14 protein-coding genes and 1 pseudogene are annotated in these 16969 nt (G+C 64.4%); 4 read left to right on the top strand and 11 right to left on the bottom strand.

Going from position 1 to position 16969, the window contains the following annotated elements:
• Positions 1-84: 84 nt before the first annotated feature.
• From H597_RS35560 to ybaK, 5 genes and pseudogenes are all read right to left on the bottom strand, one after another.
• Positions 85-375, bottom strand: coding sequence for a DUF427 domain-containing protein (locus H597_RS35560; RefSeq protein ID WP_028104655.1), 291 nt, complete (start codon positions 373-375; stop codon positions 85-87).
• A gap of 114 nt (positions 376-489) precedes the next feature.
• Positions 490-627 (bottom strand): annotated as a pseudogene (locus H597_RS36035) (diguanylate cyclase); the annotation flags it as partial.
• 38 nt (positions 628-665) lie between these two features.
• Positions 666-1316: a DsbA family oxidoreductase gene (locus tag H597_RS0125800; protein WP_028104653.1), complete on the bottom strand. Its 651-nt coding sequence runs from the start codon at positions 1314-1316 to the stop codon at positions 666-668.
• Positions 1317-1322: 6 nt separating this feature from the next.
• Positions 1323-1946 (bottom strand): glycerol-3-phosphate 1-O-acyltransferase PlsY, encoded by a 624-nt coding sequence (gene plsY, locus H597_RS0125795; RefSeq protein WP_028104652.1) that lies wholly within the window; start codon positions 1944-1946, stop codon positions 1323-1325.
• A gap of 88 nt (positions 1947-2034) precedes the next feature.
• Complete coding sequence (ybaK, locus tag H597_RS0125790) at positions 2035-2526, bottom strand: Cys-tRNA(Pro) deacylase (protein WP_028104651.1); 492 nt, start codon at positions 2524-2526, stop codon at positions 2035-2037.
• A gap of 37 nt (positions 2527-2563) precedes the next feature.
• On the opposite strand from ybaK, the gene H597_RS0125785 reads away from it, so the two are divergent.
• The gene (locus H597_RS0125785) at positions 2564-3523 is read left to right on the top strand and encodes an endonuclease/exonuclease/phosphatase family protein (protein WP_028104650.1); all 960 of its coding nucleotides are present in this window, start codon (positions 2564-2566) and stop codon (positions 3521-3523) included.
• A 25-nt stretch (positions 3524-3548) separates the two neighbouring features.
• On the opposite strand, the gene H597_RS0125780 is transcribed toward H597_RS0125785, so the two are convergent.
• Positions 3549-5996 (bottom strand): sensor domain-containing protein, encoded by a 2448-nt coding sequence (locus H597_RS0125780; protein WP_035375273.1) that lies wholly within the window; start codon positions 5994-5996, stop codon positions 3549-3551.
• A gap of 190 nt (positions 5997-6186) precedes the next feature.
• Between H597_RS0125780 and H597_RS0125775 the strand changes: the two genes are divergently transcribed.
• On the top strand, positions 6187-7386 hold the full coding sequence (locus tag H597_RS0125775; RefSeq protein WP_028104648.1) for an efflux RND transporter periplasmic adaptor subunit: 1200 nt from the start codon (positions 6187-6189) through the stop codon (positions 7384-7386).
• A gap of 12 nt (positions 7387-7398) precedes the next feature.
• On the top strand, positions 7399-10521 hold the full coding sequence (locus H597_RS0125770) for an efflux RND transporter permease subunit (protein WP_028104647.1): 3123 nt from the start codon (positions 7399-7401) through the stop codon (positions 10519-10521).
• Between the two features lie 51 nt (positions 10522-10572).
• Here the strand turns inward: H597_RS0125770 and H597_RS0125765 are convergent, their stop codons facing one another.
• The 5 genes from H597_RS0125765 to H597_RS0125745 form a co-directional block, all read right to left on the bottom strand.
• The gene (locus tag H597_RS0125765; protein WP_154668285.1) at positions 10573-11904 is read right to left on the bottom strand and encodes an SH3 domain-containing protein; all 1332 of its coding nucleotides are present in this window, start codon (positions 11902-11904) and stop codon (positions 10573-10575) included.
• A complete protein-coding gene (locus H597_RS35550) occupies positions 11904-12077 on the bottom strand; it encodes a hypothetical protein (protein WP_154668284.1) in 174 nt (57 codons plus the stop codon). Before H597_RS35550 ends, H597_RS0125765 begins: the two co-directional genes overlap by 1 nt.
• 56 nt (positions 12078-12133) lie before the next feature.
• Positions 12134-13036 carry a site-specific tyrosine recombinase XerD gene (xerD, locus tag H597_RS0125755; RefSeq protein WP_028104645.1) on the bottom strand — a complete coding sequence of 301 codons (903 nt, stop codon included), beginning with the start codon at positions 13034-13036 and terminating at the stop codon, positions 12134-12136.
• Positions 13012-13536 (bottom strand): methylated-DNA--[protein]-cysteine S-methyltransferase, encoded by a 525-nt coding sequence (locus H597_RS32515; RefSeq protein WP_035375271.1) that lies wholly within the window; start codon positions 13534-13536, stop codon positions 13012-13014. The genes xerD and H597_RS32515 overlap by 25 nt, the downstream gene beginning before the upstream one ends.
• Positions 13537-13859: 323 nt before the next feature.
• Complete coding sequence (locus H597_RS0125745) at positions 13860-14852, bottom strand: TRAP transporter substrate-binding protein (RefSeq protein ID WP_028104644.1); 993 nt, start codon at positions 14850-14852, stop codon at positions 13860-13862.
• A gap of 132 nt (positions 14853-14984) precedes the next feature.
• On the opposite strand from H597_RS0125745, the gene H597_RS0125740 reads away from it, so the two are divergent.
• A complete protein-coding gene (locus tag H597_RS0125740) occupies positions 14985-16949 on the top strand; it encodes a sensor histidine kinase (protein ID WP_028104643.1) in 1965 nt (654 codons plus the stop codon).
• Positions 16950-16969 lie beyond the last annotated feature (20 nt).

The following is a 16969-nucleotide window of genomic DNA, read 5'->3' as shown; positions in this document are numbered from 1 at the left end:
TATGAAAGTCGAGCTCAGGCAATCGGACAATACGCTGCGCGTTTTGTCCGATTGCCTGAGCTGACCCCGACTTTCAACTCCTAATTAATGTTCGACTTCGACGCCGTGCCAGAATGCGATGCGGCCCTGGATATTGGCGGCCGCTTCCTTGGGCGTAGCGTAGTACCAGGCGGCGTTGGTGTTCACCTTGCCGTCCACCACCACGTGGTAGTAGCTGGCCACGCCCTTCCAGGGGCACAGCGTGGTGTGCTGGCTTGGCTGGAGATAGTCCTGCCGGACCCGCCCGGGCGGGAAATAGATGTTGTGCTCGACGATCTCGACTTCGCTGCTATCGGCTTCCGCAATCACGGCGCCGTTCCACATTGCCTTCGGCATGCAAACTCCTGTCCTGTTCAACCTTCCACACGGTTGCGGCCCCGGCGTCATCGATCTCCATGGGATTGAAGGAACCGATCCCATGCGCGCCCCGGCGCTATGCACCTGGGCTTCGATCCGCGACCGCAACGTCTCTGCGAACTGGCGCGCTCCAGCGAGCGGCGTGTCCGGCAACAGGATACACAATTCTTCGCCGCCATAGCGTCCAGCCACATCGATGACGCGTACATGTTCGCGCACCCGCCGGCCCATCGCGGCCCGTACCTCGTGCGATGGGCAAGCTAACAGTCTTATTTCTGGGCCACTATTTGCCGCAGGGCCTTTTCAAATGCTTCCGGCGGTTGTCCCCCCGAAATCAGGTGGGTTTCGTTGATGATGACAGCCGGCACCGACTGGATGCCATTGCGCTGATAGAAGTGCTCCATATCGCGCACTTCCTGGGCGTAGCGGCCGGACGACAGCACTTGCACCGCCTCCGCCTCGTCCAGCCCGACTTTGCCCGCCACTTGCACCAGCACACTTCGCGAGCTGGGATCCTGGCCACGGGTGAAGTAGGCGTCAAACAGCGCCTTTTTCAGCTCTTTTTGCTTGCCCTGCTCGCCGGCCCAATGCAGCAGGCGGTGGGCGTCGAACGTGTTGTAGATCCGGCTACGCATCCCCATCGCGAAGTCGAAGCCGACGTCGGCGCCGCGCTGGCGTATCATGGCCCGGGTCTGTTCCTGCTGAGCGGGACTGGCGCCGTATTTCTGGCGCAGGTGCTCGGTGATGTCCTGCCCTTCCGGAACCATGTGCGGGTTCAGCTCGAAGGGCTGGAAATGAATTTGCGCCTGGACGCTCTCGCCAAGGCGGGACAGCGCCACTTCCAGGCTGCTCAGCCCGATCGCACACCAGGGACAGGAGACGTCGGAAACGAAGTCGATGCGGAGCGGGGTGGTCGTCATGGTGGTCTAGGCCTTTTTCTTGGCTTTGCTGCCGATGCGGCTTTCCTTGCCAGCAATCAGATTAGCAATATTTGGGGCATGGCGCCAAATCAGCAGGCCGCTCATCGCCAGGACGGCCGCCAGCTGCGGCTCGGCGCCGAACAGCAGGCCATAGTAGAACGGCGCGAAGACGGAAGCGATCAAGGCTGCCAGCGAGGAATAGCGGAAAGCGTATGCCACGATCAGCCAGGTTGCCAGCGTCGCCAGGCCCAGCCATACATTCAGCGCCAGCAGCACGCCCAGCGCCGTGGCCACGCCCTTGCCGCCGACAAACTTGAAGAACACCGGCCACAGGTGGCCAACGAAGACTGCCACCGCCACCAGGGCAATGATCTGGTCGGCGTGTTCGCCCAGGCCCAGCTGCTGCTGGAAATGGTCCACCAGGAACACCGCCAGCCAGCCCTTGAAGGCGTCGCCGATCAGGGTCCAGATGGCGGCGCCCTTGTTACCGCTGCGCAGCACATTGGTGGCGCCGGGATTGCCGGAACCATAGGTGCGCGGGTCGTCCAGGCCGTAAAACTTGCTCACCACCACGGCGAAGGAAATCGAGCCCATCAGGTAGGCGGCAAGCATCAGAAGCAAAGTAATCATGTTTCCCCGGAAAATCGTTGTTTTTATATGCGGCAGCGACTATACACCATCACGCCCGGCCATGGCGGGCCGGCCGGCCACAATCTTGTCAATCAGCCAATGCGCACTGCACCGCTTTGGCGCACAGCACTTGCGTCAGGACTTCCGGCTTGATTCCAATCAGGAAGCCGCGCCGGCCGCCATTGATATAAATCGTTTCGAGGCCGAGGATGCTTTCTTCCACATAAATCGGCATCGCCTTCTTGGTGCCGAACGGCGAGGTGCCGCCCACCATATAGCCGGAATGGCGCTGCGCCACCTCCGGTTTGCACGGTTCGACGGATTTGCAGCCGATATTGCGGGCCAGGTTCTTGGTCGACACTTTGCAGTCGCCGTGCATCAGCACGATCAGCGGCTTGGCCGCTTCGTCCTGCATCACCAGGGTCTTCACCACATGGTGTTCTTCGACGCCCAGCGCGCGCGACGAGACCGCGGTGCCGCCATGCTCTTCGTACTCATATGGATGTTCGGAAAATGCGACTTTGTGCTTGCGCAGCAATGCTGTCGCGGGTGTTTCGGAAATGTGCTCTTTTTTTGCCATGCCGTGATACGCTAATGCCAGAGAGGAGTTCCTCATTATGCAGCAAGAAATCCGCTTTGCCACCTTCAATGTCTGCAACCTTGCCCCGCCGGGGGCAAGACTGTACGACAACCTGCCGCCGCTCACGGCGGTGGAGTACGAGGCCAAGGCGGAGTGGACTGCGCAGCAGCTGGACCAGCTGGATGCCGACGTCATCGGCTTCCAGGAAATCTTCTCCCAGGAAGCCTTGCGCGACGTGCTGTCGCGTACCCGCAAATACCGCGAGGCGGTGCATGTCGGCTTCGACCCCGATCCCCATGCGGCGCGCCTGACGCCCAATGTGGCGCTGGTGTCGCGCCTGCCGCTGGCGGCGGCGCCGGAAGTCTATGCCAATTTCCCGGAAGGCGTGCCGGCCGATTCCGGCCTGGCCGAATCGGACCGCTTTGCCCGGGCGCCCCTGCATGCGCAGATCGTGCTGCCGAACGAGGCGATCGTCGACGTCATTGTGGTGCACCTGAAGTCGCGCCGCCCCGATTACCGCAGCGGCGACACGTCGGAAGATCCCCTGCACCTGGCCATGGCCAGCCTGCGCTCGCTGGTCTGGCGCGGCACCGAGGCGGTGGCGCTGCGGGTTCTGCTAAGCAAGATGATGCGCGAAACGCGCCGTCCCTGCATCGTGCTGGGGGATTTCAACGACACGGCCGATGCCGTCACCACCACCATTGTGCTGGGCAATGGCGGCGGCATGCTGCCCGGCGACGAACGGCGCGGCCGCATGTACGACGCCAACCAGATCCAGCTGCGGCAGGACCACCTGCGCCACGTCGCCTACACCAGCATCCACGAAGGCCACTATTCCACCATCGACCATGTGCTGGTGTCGGAAGAGTTCAACCCGGCCTCGCCGCGCGCCATCGGCGAAGTGCTCGATGTCAGCTACTTCAACGACCACCTGCGCCAGGAACGGCCGGAAGTGTCCGACCACGGCCAGGTCCTGGTCCGTTTGCGCCTGCGTTGACCGCCGCGCAGCGGGCGGCAAGGCGTCACCGCGCGGCGTCACCGTCCAGGCTGCTGCCGGCCAGCTGTCCCTGGTACTGGTCGCAGCCAAGCTCGCGCAGCAGCTGGAGCTGGGCTTCCGTTTCCACCCCTTCCGCGACGACGGTCATGGCCAGGCTGCGCGCCATGGCAATGATGGTGCGAATGGCGGTGGCATCCGTACCATTGCCAAAGAACGATTGCGCAATCTTCAGCTTGTCGATCGGGCTATCCTTCAACTGCGCCAGCCGCGAGTAGCCGGTGCCGAAGTCGTCAATCGACAGCCGAACCCCCAGCGCGCGCAGCTTGCCCAGTATTGCTTGCGCGTGGGTATTGGCCTGCATCAGCATGGCCTCCGTCAATTGCAATTCAAGCAGCCGCGCCGGCAGCCCGGCCGTGCGCAACGCGGCGCCGACGCAGTCGGCCAGGTCCTTGTGCACGAACTGGGCCGGGGCCAGATTGACCGACACCACCCGCTCCCGCCCCGCGTCCTGCCAGCCGCGTGCGTGGCCGCACGCTTCCTGCAGCACCCAGCTGCCGATGGCCACCATCATGCCCGCCTCGGTCGCGACATCGATAAAGCGCTCCGGCAGCAGCAGCCCCAGCTCGGGATGGCGCCAGCGCAGCAGCGCTTCCATGCCCACCACGGCGCCGCTGGCGATGTCCACCTCCGGCTCGAAGGCCAGTTCGAACTGCCGCTCGGACAGGGCGCGCCGCAAGCCCTGCTCCAGCCCCGAACGCTCAACGATGCGCGCGTTCATCTCGCCGCTGAAGAACTGGTAGCCGTTGCGCCCCTCCTGCTTGGCGTGGTACATCGCGATATCGGCGTGTTTCAGCAGCGCCTCGATGTCGTCCCCGTCGGCGGGAAACATGACAATGCCGACCGATCCCGAAATATGCGCCAGATGCTCGCCCAGCACAAATTCCTGCTCCAGTGCACGCAGCACGGTTTCCGCCGCGTGCGCCGCGCCGGCCGGTCCGGCCACATCCGACAGCAGGATGACGAACTCGTCCCCGCCCTGCCGGCTCACCGTGTCCGCCTCGCGCACGCAATGCACCAGGCGGCTGGCGACTTCCTTCAGCAGGCGGTCGCCCATGGCGTGCCCCAGCGTGTCGTTGACAAGCTTGAAGCGGTCCAGGTCGACGAACAGCACCGCCAGCATGGCCTGGTTGCGCCGCGCCGCCGCCAGCGCCAGGCGCAGCCGGTCCAGCAGCAGCACCCGGTTCGGCAAGTCGGTCAGGAAGTCGTGCTCGGCCAGGTGGCGCGTATGTTCCTCGGTCTTCTTGCGCTCCGTGATATCGGTAACGATGCCCATATAGTTGCTGACCCGGCCCGCCGTGTCGCGGATGGCGCTGATGCTGGTCCAGCAGGGAAACAGGCCGCCGTCGCGGCGCCGGCCCCAGGATTCGCCTTCCCAGTGATCGCCGGCGTCCACTTGCGACCAGACTTCGCGGTAGAACGATGCCTCGTGCACGCCCGAGCGGAACAGGCTGACCGGCTTGCCCAGCATCTCCTGCGGGCCAAAGCCGGTGATCACGGTAAATGAACGGTTGAGCGCAATGACGCGCCGCCCGCGGTCGGTCAGCACAATCGCGTCCCGGCTGTTTTCGAACACCTGCGCCGCCAGGTGCAGCATGCGCTCAGCGTTCTTGCGTTCCGAAATATCGCGCACCACGGCGTAATACAGGTTGCTGCCATCGAGGGAGACCGCCGTCAGCAGCACTTCCGCCCAGAACAATCCGCCCTCGCAATCGACATAATGCCACTCGCCGCGGGCGTTGCCGCTGCGGCGCGCCTCCCCGGCCATGCGTTCTTGCGCGTCTTCCGAGAGCACGCCTGACGGCTGGGTCATCGGCGAGAAATCGTGCAGGCTGCGCCCGACCAGGCGTTCCGGCCCCGCGCATTTGAACAGGCGGACCGCGGCCGGGTTGGCGTCCTCCACCACGCCGTCGCGCAGCAGGAAAATCGCGTCGCTGGAACGCTCGAACAGGTGGTCGAAGTTCTCGCCCGCCGCCTGCAGGGCGTCGAATTCGCGCTGGCGCTGCGTGATATCGACTTCCATGCAAAAGATCTGCGCCAGTTCGCCACCGTGCCACACCGGGATGTGGGTCGAATACAGCCATAAATCGCGGCCGTCGCCGGTGCGCACCCGCCAGTCGCCGGCCTGGCTCGCATGGCCATTGCGCCAGATATCGGCCACCAGCGCATCGTGTTCCGCCTGCCGCTCGCCGTGCGAACGCAGCGTCCCGATGCGCTGGCCGATGACCTCGCCGACCTTGACACCGAGCATCTCGGCGCAGGCCTGGTTGCAGAATTGCACCACGCCGTCTCGGTCGAAACTGCACACCGCAACGAGCGGCGTCAGCTCGAGCGCGGCCACCATGCGCGCGATCAGGTCGAGGGCGGCAAGGGCAGGCGTCAGGGCGCTGGGCGCCATTGGCGTGGAGGTAGGCATACCGCATTTTTGCCATGCCGCGCGGCGCGCCGGTTGCGCTGCATCAAAGGTGCGGCTCCTTCCCCGCTTTTTGCATTTCAGCGCGCCGTTTGGACGCTTTATCGCATTTCCGTGGCCGCTCGACGGGCTTCATCCTAGAGTGAGACCATCGCCTCCCGCGCCAGCGGACAATATTTTCAAAGAGATAACAATGAGCCCACAACCCGTGCACCTGGCATCTCCCAAGCGCTGGCGTCTTCCCCTGATCGGCCTGCTGCTGGCGGGTCTGGCCGGGGGCGGCTGGGCCGTCATGACATCGCAGGCCAGGCCGACGGAAGCGGGCAAGGCGGCCGCTGGCCCGGCCAAGGCGCCGGTACTGGAACTGGCCAGCGCCGACGTGGCGCCGATCGCCGCGCGCCGGCTGGCGGTCGGCCTGCCTTTGTCGGGCTCCCTGATCCCGGTCAGCCAGGCCACCATCAAGTCCAAGGTGTCGGGCCAGGTGCAGGAGGCGGCGCTGCGCGAAGGCGTCTCGGTACAGGCAGGCCAGTTGCTGGCCCGCCTCGACCAGGCCGACCTGAAAGCCCGCCTGCAGCAGCAACAAGCCATGCTGGAGGAAGCCCAGGCCCGGCTGTCCATGGCCCAGAAGAACGAATACAACGCGAAAGCCCTGCTGTCGCAGAAATTCATTTCGCAAACCAGCTTCGATACCACGGCCAATGCCGTCGAGCTGGCGCTTGCCAACGTCAAATCCGCTTCCGCCCAGGTCGACCTGGCCCGCATCGCGCTGAACGACAGCATGATCCGGGCCCCGATCGGCGGGATCATCTCCAAACGTCATGTGCAGGCGGGCGATAAAGTCGCGCCTGACATGCCCGTCTACACCATCGTCGGCCTGCAGGAGCTGACGCTGGAGGCGCAAGTGCCCGCCACCGACATCCCGCGCGTGAAGGTCGGCCAGGAAGTCAGTTTCCAGGTCGACGGTTTCGCCAAGCGCGCATTCAGCGGCAAGGTGGCGCGCATCAACCCTACCACCGAGGCCGGCGCGCGCGCCATGCTGGTCTATGTGAGCGTGGCCAACAGTGACGGCGCGCTGCGCGGCGGCATGTTCGCCAAGGGCAGCATCACCACCGAGAAAGGCAAGGAAGCGCCGGTCGTGCCGCTGGCGGCCTTGCGCGAGGAAACGGGCAGGCAAGTGGTGTACGCGGTCGCCAACGGCGTCGTGGTGGCGCAGCCGGTCAAGCTGGGCCTGCGCAACGAGGATGAAGGCGTGGTGGAAGTTTCCGAAGGCCTGGATGCGGGCGCGCTGGTGCTGGTCGCCAAGCTGGACGGCGTGAAGCCGGGCGCCAAGGTCAAGCTTCCGCCGGGCGCGGCGCTGCCGGCGGCGAAACCGGCCATGCTGGCCAAGGGCTGAGGAGGACCGGCCATGTGGATCACCAAAATTTCGATCCGCCAGCCTGTCTTCGCCACCATGGTGATGGTGGCCCTGATGGTGCTTGGCATCTTCTCGTACAAGGGCCTGGGCGTGGAATCCATGCCCAACGTTTCCTTCCCCTTCGCCGCCATTGAAGTGGCGTATCCGGGCGCTTCGCCGGAAGCGGTGGAAAACGACATCACGCGCCCGATCGAGGACATCGTCAACACCGTCTCGGGCGTCAAGACCATCCGCGCCAATTCGTGGGAAGGCAAGGCCGGGGTGTACGTCGAATTCGAACTGTCCACCAATATGGACAAGGCGATGCAGGACATGCGCGACAAGATTGCGCTGGTGCGGCCGAAATTCCCGCGCGAGGCAAAGGAACCCTTCATCGCCCGCGCGGAAGGGGAAAATGACCAGGCGATCGTCAGCCTGTCGCTGGCATCGGACAAGCGCAGCCTGCGCGAGCTGTCCACCATGACCGACCAGATCCTGGCCAAACGCTTCCAGGGCGTTCCCGGCGTGGGCCAGGTGCGCGTATTCGGCACCACCAAGCGCCAGATGCTGGTCAGCCTGCGCCCCTCCGACATGCGAGCGCAAGGCGTCGGCGTGGACGAAGTGATGCGCGCCATCCAGAGCACCAACACCAACCTGCCGGCGGGCCGCCTGAGCGCCGATGTCACGGAAACCCTGGTGCGCGTGGAGGGCAAGCTGAAGGCAGCGCATGAATTCAACCGGATCATCGTGGCGCGCCGCGCCAGCGGCCCGGTCTATCTGGACCAGGTGGCGGACGTGGTCGACGGCGAAGCGGACGAACAATCGATCTCGCGCGTCGACGGCAAGCGCGCCGTTTCGCTGGACATCACCAAGGTGCAGGACGCGAATGTGGTCGAAGTCGGCAACGGCATCCTGAAAGTGGTGGAGAACCTGCGCAAGACGCTGCCGGAAGATATCAAGATCAAGGTGCTCAATTCGCAGTCCGAGCGCGTGCAGGCACAGCTCGACAACGTCAAGCGCACGATCGTCGAAGGCGCGCTGCTGACCATGGTGATCGTCTTCTTCTTCCTGCATTCCTGGCGCTCGACCATCATCACCGGCCTGACGCTGCCGATCTCCGTGCTGGCCTCCTTCATCGCCATGAAAGCCTTCGGCTTTACGCTGAACTTCCTGACGCTGATGGCGCTGTCGCTGTGCATCGGCCTGCTGATCGACGACGCCATCGTGGTGCGCGAGAACATCGTGCGCCACCTCGGCTTCGGCAAGCACCACCGCAAAGCGGCGGAAGACGGCACCAATGAAATCGGCATCGCCGTGATGGCGACCACCTTCGCCATTGTCGCCGTGTTCGTGCCGGTAGCCTTCATGAACGGCATTATCGGCCGCTTCTTCCTGCAGTTCGGCGTCACCGTGACCATGGCCGTGCTGGTGTCGCTGTTCGTCTCGTTCACCCTCGACCCCATGCTGTCGTCAGTCTGGCACGATCCGGTCAAGGATCGCTTCAAGTACCTGCCGTGGCTGGGCAGCACCATGGAGAAGGTCGAGCACGGCGTGGAGAAAGTGCACCAGCTGTATGCCGGCATACTGGCGTTCGCGCTGAAGTGGCGCAAACTGACATTGTCATGCGCCTTTGCGCTGTTCGCCGGCAGCCTGCTGCTGGTGCCGATGATCGGTGGCGAGATGTTCCCGGAAACCGACCAGGGCCAGATCGTCCTGCAGCTTAAAGTGCCGGTCGGCTCCAGCCTGGAATACAACGACGCCAAGGTCAAGCAGGTGGAAGCGGCGCTCAAGGAATTTCCCGAAGTCGACGCCATCACGGCCAACGTGGGCGATCCCGCCGGCCGCCACATCTCGTTCATCCGCATCAAGCTGACCGATATCAAGAAGACCCACCGCCAGTCGCAGCAAAAACTGGAAGGCGCCATCCGCAAGCGCATCGAACGCATTGCCGGCATCACGCTGTCGGTGGGCCAGAAGCCGATCTTCATCGCCATCCTGGGCACCGATGAAGCGAAGCTGGAGCAGACGGCGCAAACGCTGATGGCCAAGATGCGCAAGATCAAGGGCGTGGCCGACCTGGAATACAGCCAGGAAGGCGCCAACCCTTCGACCCTGATCAAGATCAACAACGAACTGGCCAGCGACCTGGGTCTCAGCGTGCAGCAGATCGGCAGCGCCATGCGCCCATTCGTCGCGGGCGACACGGCCAGCTACTGGCTGGCGGCCGATGGCCAGAACTATGAGGTGAATGTGCAGCTGCCGAAATCGGGCCGCCAGCGCATTGCCGACCTGGCCGACCTGTCGCTCACGTCGAGCAAGGTGGGCGCGGATGGCAACCCGCTGATGGTGCCGCTGCGCCAGGTGGTGGAGTTCGTGCCAGGCTTCAGCCCGCAAGTACTGAAACGCCAGGCATTGCAGCGCCGCGTGGCGATCTACGCGGGCACCGAAGGCAGGCCTGCCGGCGACGTCGACGCCGACGTCAAGAAAGCCATGGATTCCATGACGCTGCCGGACGGCGTGCGCTTCGACGTCGCCGGCAACGCGCAGCAAATGCAGGAAACCATGAACGGCGCCATGACCGCGCTCGGCATCGCGGTGGTGTTTATCTATATCGTGCTGGCCTCGCAGTTCAGCAGCTTCCTGCAGCCGATCGCGATCATGGTGTCGCTGCCGATGTCGCTGATCGGCGTGCTGGTGGCGCTTCTGGCGACCGGTTCCACCCTCAACGTCTTCTCGGTGATCGGCGTGATCATGCTGATGGGCCTTGTGACCAAGAACGCCATCCTGCTGGTCGACTTCACCAACCATGGCCAGCGCGAAGGCAAGCCGCAATACCAGGCCATCATGGACGCCGGCCAGGTGCGCCTGCGCCCTATCCTGATGACGACCCTGGCCATGATCTTCGGCATGCTGCCGATGGCGATCGGCCTGGGCGAAGGCGGCGAGACGCAGGCGCCGATGGGGCGCGCGGTGATCGGCGGGGTGATCACCTCCACCCTGCTGACCTTGGTCGTGGTCCCGGTCGCCTACACCTATCTCGATAACTTCGGCCAACGCGCCAAGCGCTGGCTGCGCCGCGGCCAGCACGACGAGGCTCCCGCCACCGCGGAGCCCGGGGTTGCCGAAGCCGCCTAGCAAAGATCGCCTTACCCGTCCCCGCGCTGGCGGGGACGATACGGCGGCGTGTCAGCAACCGCCGTCGCCGCCTTCCACCAGTTTCTTCCAGCCCTTGCCGTCGCGCTTGAATATCTCGTAGCGCCATAACTCGTAGCCGTTGTATAGCAGCACCAGCTCCGGCTCCCCGTCGCCGTCCACGTCGGCGTAGGCCAGCAGGCGGTAGGCGTTGTAATCCTCGTCGCTCTTCATCTTTTTGAAGAAGCGGTGGGTAATCGCATATTTTCCGCTCTTGTCCGGTTCCATCACGAACAGGAAAGAATAGCCGCCCTTTGCGTCCTCGGAAAAATTCAGCGACGATATGACCAGCCCGGTCTGCCCGGCAGATGGAATGGCCGACATGGCAAGGCCCGCCTCCCCTTCTTTCGGCGCGCGCAGCAGGCGCGCCATGCTGGCGGCAGGCACGCCGTACGACTTCAGTTGCGCCCCGGCCACCTCCAGTGCGGTGCGTTTCTGGGCATCGCTCAGCGCGGTATCGGGATCAGCCAAACGTTCCGTCAGCGGGAAGTTCGCCGCCACGCCGGCGGTGTCCGGCTTGCCGCCGGCCCGCTTGTATTTGGCCGACATCGACGAGCATCCCACCTCCTGCCTGCCGGCCGCCAGCACCGCCCCATCCAGCCCGCCGCGGGTATAGAAATGGTAGGCATGGCCGCTCGCCAGGTAGCGGGTGGCAAAACGGACGCCTGCCTTGCGCGTCTCCTCATCGCCATCGCTCCAGGAGTAGCCAGACCATTTGCCATCGGCGAAGGTGGCAATCGGCGTCAACGAATTGTCGCTGACGGCGAACAGCATCTTGTCTTCGTTCTGCGCCCGCGCGACCGTGGGCGCATGCAGCCCCGCCAGGCGGCGCTCCAGCTTTTGCGTCAAGTCGGCATCGCCGACGCTGCGCACCACCTGCAGCACCGTTTCGACATTTGTTTCATCCAGCGGATCGAAGGCCAGCACGCGTTCGGCCTGCGTGCGCAAGGCAGCGGCATTTCCTACAGGCACGCCGCGCAAGGCGTCCAGCGTTGCCGCGCGGGTTGGCTGCTCCGGCCCCGCCAGGTCGGCGCGCACCCAGCCGGCCAGATACGCCATGCCGTCGGCCCGCACCTTGAGCCAGCCGTCCTGCTGACAGGCAACTTCAAGCTGGGTGGCAATCGGCGCATAGCCCATCAGTTCGGCCGAGGCCGACGGCGCGGCGCGCACGGCGGCCGCGCTGGCGATGATGTAGTGTGTGACGGAACTCTGTTCGCCGGGCGCGGAGCATTGCGCTGCGCTCGACGTGCCCTCGGCGGCGTACGCTGTCGGGAAACTGAGGAATGCGGTGGTCAATACGAGGGGGGCGAGTGCGTGTCGTCTCATTATTCCGGTGTGGTCAAGTCCGTCTCGGTGGATTCAAAGCCAGCCTCATCGGCTGACTGCTCAGACGGCGGCCGGGTCTTGGTTTCCAGCTTGCGCTGGGCCTTTTCTTCCGCCTTGCGCTTCTTCTCCAACTCGCGCTGCCGTTTTTCGTACTGGAAATTGGTTTTTGCCATGGTGTTCATCCTCCTGGGCTCAAGGTAAGCCGATTGGCGCTGCCGCGCAAACGAAATTATCCGCGCGGATGATGTAGCGCATGAATTTGCTTCAAACGCTCCCGGGCGACGTGGGTATAGATCTGCGTCGTCGAAATATCGGAGTGGCCTAAAAGCAACTGCACCACCCGCAAGTCCGCTCCATGGTTCAGCAAGTGGGTGGCAAATGCATGCCGCAGGGTGTGCGGCGACAAGGGCGTGGTGATGCCGGCTTTCAAGGCATGCTTCTTGACCACCACCCAGAACATTTGCCGCGTCATCGGGCCGCCGCGGCCGGTGATGAACAGGGCGTCGTCCTGCTGGCCGTCGAGGATGACGCCGCGCGCCTCGCGCAGGTAGCGCTCGAGCCACAGGCGCGCCTGCTCGCCAAAGGGCACCAGGCGCGTCTTGGCGCCCTTGCCGGTGACGCGCAGCACCCCATCGTTCATGCTCAGTTCCAGCGTTTTCAGCGCCACCAGTTCCGACACCCGCAGGCCGCTGGCATACATCAGCTCCAGCATGGTGCGGTCGCGGATGCCGAGCGGGGTGCGCAGGTCGGGCGCCGCCAGCAGCGCCTCCACCTGCCCTTCGCTCAGGGTGTGGACAAAGCGCAGCGGCTGCTTGGCCGAGGCCATGCGCAGGCAGGGGTCTTCCGCGATGTGGCGCTGGCGCAGCGCCAGCTGATAGAAGCGCTTCAGGGCCGACAGGCGCCGGTTGGCCGAGCTGGCCTTGGTGTCTGTATGGCGCGCCGCGAAATACGCTTGCAGGTCGGCCGTGCCGGCCGCGTGCAGGCTGGCCACCGACGGCCGCGCCGTTTCCAGCCATTTGGCGAAGGCAGCCAGGTCGCGCCGGTAGGCGTCCAGGGAATTCTTCGACAGGCCGTCTTCCAGCCACAGGCTGTCGCAGAATTCGTCGATCAGAGCAAGGTTGCCTGCTGCCATTGATACTCTTGATGGCCTTCGTGGGCCAGCAGCCAGCGTTTCACGCCGAGGGTGTAGCCGTTCTGGTCGTCGCTGCCGGCAAAGCCGCCCAGGCTGTTGGCGCCCATCACGCGGTGGCAGGGCACCAGGGGCGGGAAGGGGTTGCTGCGGCAAGCTTGGCCCACGGCGCGCGCCACGGAATCGAGATGCCTGGCCAGCTCGCCATAGGTGCGCACCTGGCCGCGCGGGATTTCGCGCAGGGCTTGCCAGACGCGGCGCTGGAATGCGCTGCCGCGCATGGCCAGCGGCAGGTCGAAGCGGTGATCGGCATCGGCGCAATAGGCCAGCAACTGCTGCACGGCTTTTTCCGCCAGGGCGTTGCTGGGCGCCAGCTCCGGCGTGTCACCGGGCAGGTAGAACATTTCCGTCACGCACCCGCCGGCCGTGCCGACGCCCATGGCGCCGAACGGGAGGTGGACGATGGCGGCGAAGTCTTTGCCAGCATGTTGTAATTCGGTCACGCTTGCTCCATTAAAACTGTGGCATTGATGCTACACCACTGCGCTAGGATAGGGCAAAAAAAAACGCACCCGTAGGTGCGTCTTGAGCCATTTTTTCGCCGCCCCGGCTATTTAACCCCGCTTGTGGCGGTGGCCAACAGCATACTGTCAGGCGCCGTGTCTCCTCTATATCCGCGGCCAGGCCGCTATTGTTCTTCTGCACTCCCCACTAAATTCCGGGCCCATAACCATCATGGTGCAAGCTGCACCGTTCGGGGGCGACGCCATAGTAACCGATCTTTTTCCAGATATCGTTATTTATTTTTGGCAACTTGACCGTGGGGCTACTTTGCAGTTTCGCGGTTGATGGCCTGGATCAGGTCCTTGCCGATCCGGTCTTCCATCTGTTTTTGCACCGGCAGCAGGACATTGCGCCACATTGCCTGCTCCTGCGCGCTGAGGTTGTAGATCTGGGTCTTGCCCGATTTGCGGATCGCTTCCAGTGCCATATCGTTGTCGCGCTGGGCGATGGCTTTTTCGTAGGTGGTGGCTTCTTTCATCGCCGCTTCGAGCTTGCTGCGGATGTCGTCCGGCAGCCCATCCCAGAACTTCTTGTTGACGATGACCGCATAGCCCAGGTAGCCGTGGTTGGACACCGTCATATGCTTCTGCACTTCGTGCATCTTCTGCGTGTACATATTCGACGGCGGATTCTCGGTGCCGTCCACCACGCCCGTCTGCAGCGCCATGCTCGCTTCGGAGAAGGCCAGCGACTGCGGAATCGCGCCCAGGGCGCGCATCTGCGCATCGAGCACCTTGGAGGCCTGGATGCGCATCTTCAGCCCCTTGAAGTCGGACGGCAGGCGCAGCTGCCGGTTGGCCGACATCACCTTGAAGCCGTTGTCCCAGTACGCCAGGCCGGTGATGCCCTTGCTCTCGAGCTTGCGCAGCAGGCCCTTGCCGATCGGGCCTTCGGTCACGTTGTACAGCGCGGTCTTGTTGGGGAAGATGTAGGGCAGGTCGAAGACTTCGAATTCCTTCACGCCGAGCGGGCCGAATTTCGCCAGCGATGGCGCCAGCATCTGCACCGCGCCCAGTTGCAGCGCTTCCAGTTCTTCCTTGTCCTTGTACAGCTGGCTGTTCGGGTAGATCTGCACCTTGACGCGGCCGCTCGTGGCCTTCTCCGCCAGCAGCTTGAAGCGCTCCGCGGCCTGGCCCTTGGGCGTGTCCGGCGCCACCACGTGGCTGAATTTGATGACGATGGGCGCCTGCGCCCAGGCCTGGGACGCGAAGAGGAGTGCCGCGCCGAAAGCGGTCAGCAGGGACTTCAACAGCATGGCGTCTCCCGGCGATTCTGATGCATTATTACCCACCTTGTTATTCACATTGCATTGTGTTTGCCGGCATCTTGGCACACAACTGTGGAAACCCACAATACAAGCAGCAAGCGGATTCGCTACCCTCGACCCATGTCAAAACGCTTTTTCCTCTCCTATTCCATGCGCTGGCTGCTGCCGGTGGTGCTGGTACTGCTGTTTCTTGCCATCGTATTCTGGCTGCCCTGGCAGGCGCGCCAGCTGGAAAGCAATGAGCGGCAGGAGCAGCTGATCGCCGACACCCTGTGGGTCGAGCAGTCGATCCGCTTCCAGCTTGGCCGCCATGAGGAAAGCCTGCGCGGCCTGGCCAACGAGATCGCCATCGGCCGCCTGGCGCCGGCCGACGTCCAGCAGCGCATGGCGCGCATGCTGAAGAACGGCGCCGAACTGAAAGGCGTGATCCAGGTCGACCCGGAAGGCCGCACGCTGGCCTCCAGCGATCCGGCGGCGGCGCATACCGTACTCGGCCAGGCCGCCCTGGCCGCGCAGGACCGCGCGCGCCGCAGCCACGCGCCGGTGTATGCCGAGCCCGAACCGGCGGCCGGCGATTTTGCCGCCGGCGCGCTGAAGATGGACTTGCTGGTGCCCGTCTACCACGGCAACCAGTGGCTGGGCAGCCTGGTGGCGACGTTCCAGCTCGGCAGCCTGCTCGATGAGATGGTGCCCTGGTGGTTTGCCCAGGATAACCAGGTCAGCCTGCTCGACCGCGACGACAAGGTGCTGGCGCGCCGCAGCGCCGCCGGCCCGGGCCACGGCGTCTACACGCATAAGCGCGCGCTCGACCTGCCGGGCGCCAGCATCATCCTGATGACCGACAGCGTGAAGAGCGAACCGAAGCTGCTGCCCAACCTGCTGGTCGGCTCGGTGATTGCGCTCTCGCTGGCCCTGTTATGGAGCCTGTTCGCACTGTGGGGCCATATTTCGCGCCGCCTGGCCACCGAGGGCGAGCTGCGCCAGCAGATGTCCTTCCGCACGGCGATGGAAAACTCGCTGGTGACCGGCTTGCGCGCGCGCGACCTGGAAGGCCGCATCACGTACGTCAATCCGGCGTTCTGCCAGATGGTCGGCTATCCGGCGGAGGAACTGGTGGGGCGGCTGCCGCCCATGCCCTACTGGGCGCCGGACGCCATGCAGGAATACCAGCACCGCCTGGCCAGTGTGCTGGCCGGCTCCATCACCCCCGAGTACGAAACCTCGTTCCAGCGCCCTGACGGCACCCGCATCCCGGTGCTGGTGTTCGAGGCGCCCCTGGTCGACAAGGAAGGCCGCCATACCGGCTATATGGGCTCCATCCTCGATATTTCCGACCGCAAGCGCATGGAGGAGATGAACCGCCAGCACCAGGAAAAGCTGCAGGCCAGCGCGCGCCTGGCCACCATGGGCGAAATCGCCTCCATGCTGGCGCATGAACTGAACCAGCCGCTGGCCGCCATCTCCAGCTATACGACCGGGGCGCTGAACATCCTGGCGCGCGGCGGTGACACGGCGACGCTGAAGCCGGCGCTGGAACAGGCCAGCGCCCAGGCCCAGCGCGCCGGCCAGATCATCCGCAGCGTGCACGAATTCGTGAAGAAGCGCGAATCGGAGCGCCAGGATGTGGCGCTGCAGGCCATGCTGGACAGTATTCTGGCCCTGATCGAGCTGCAGGCGCGCGCCTACCATGTCTCGCTGCAGGTCGAGATCCCGGCCGCGCTGCCGCTGGTGCGCGCCGACCGCATGCTGGTCGAGCAGGTGCTGCTGAACCTGACGCGCAACGGCATCGAAGCCATGGCCGACACGCCGCAGGCCCGGCGCGTGCTGCGCGTGGTGGCGCACCGGGACCCGCTGGCGGCGATGGTGGTGGTGCAGGTGATCGACTGCGGCCACGGCATCTCGCAGGACGTCGCCGAGCGCCTGTTTTCGCCGTTTTTCTCGACCAAGGCCGAAGGCATGGGCATGGGACTGAACATCTGCCGCACGGCCATCGAATTCCACGGCGGCACATTGACCCACCATCCGCACCCGCCAGGAGGTACCATATTCACCTTTACGCTGCCGGTGGCCGGCGGCCATAGTTGAGCAAGTACCCGGAGAATTAC

It is taken from the genome of Pseudoduganella violaceinigra DSM 15887, from assembly GCF_000425385.1.
Classification (GTDB): domain Bacteria; phylum Pseudomonadota; class Gammaproteobacteria; order Burkholderiales; family Burkholderiaceae_D; genus Rugamonas; species Rugamonas violaceinigra.
Note: the sequence above shows the minus strand (reverse complement) of the source record. Positions and strands in the feature narration are given on the sequence as shown.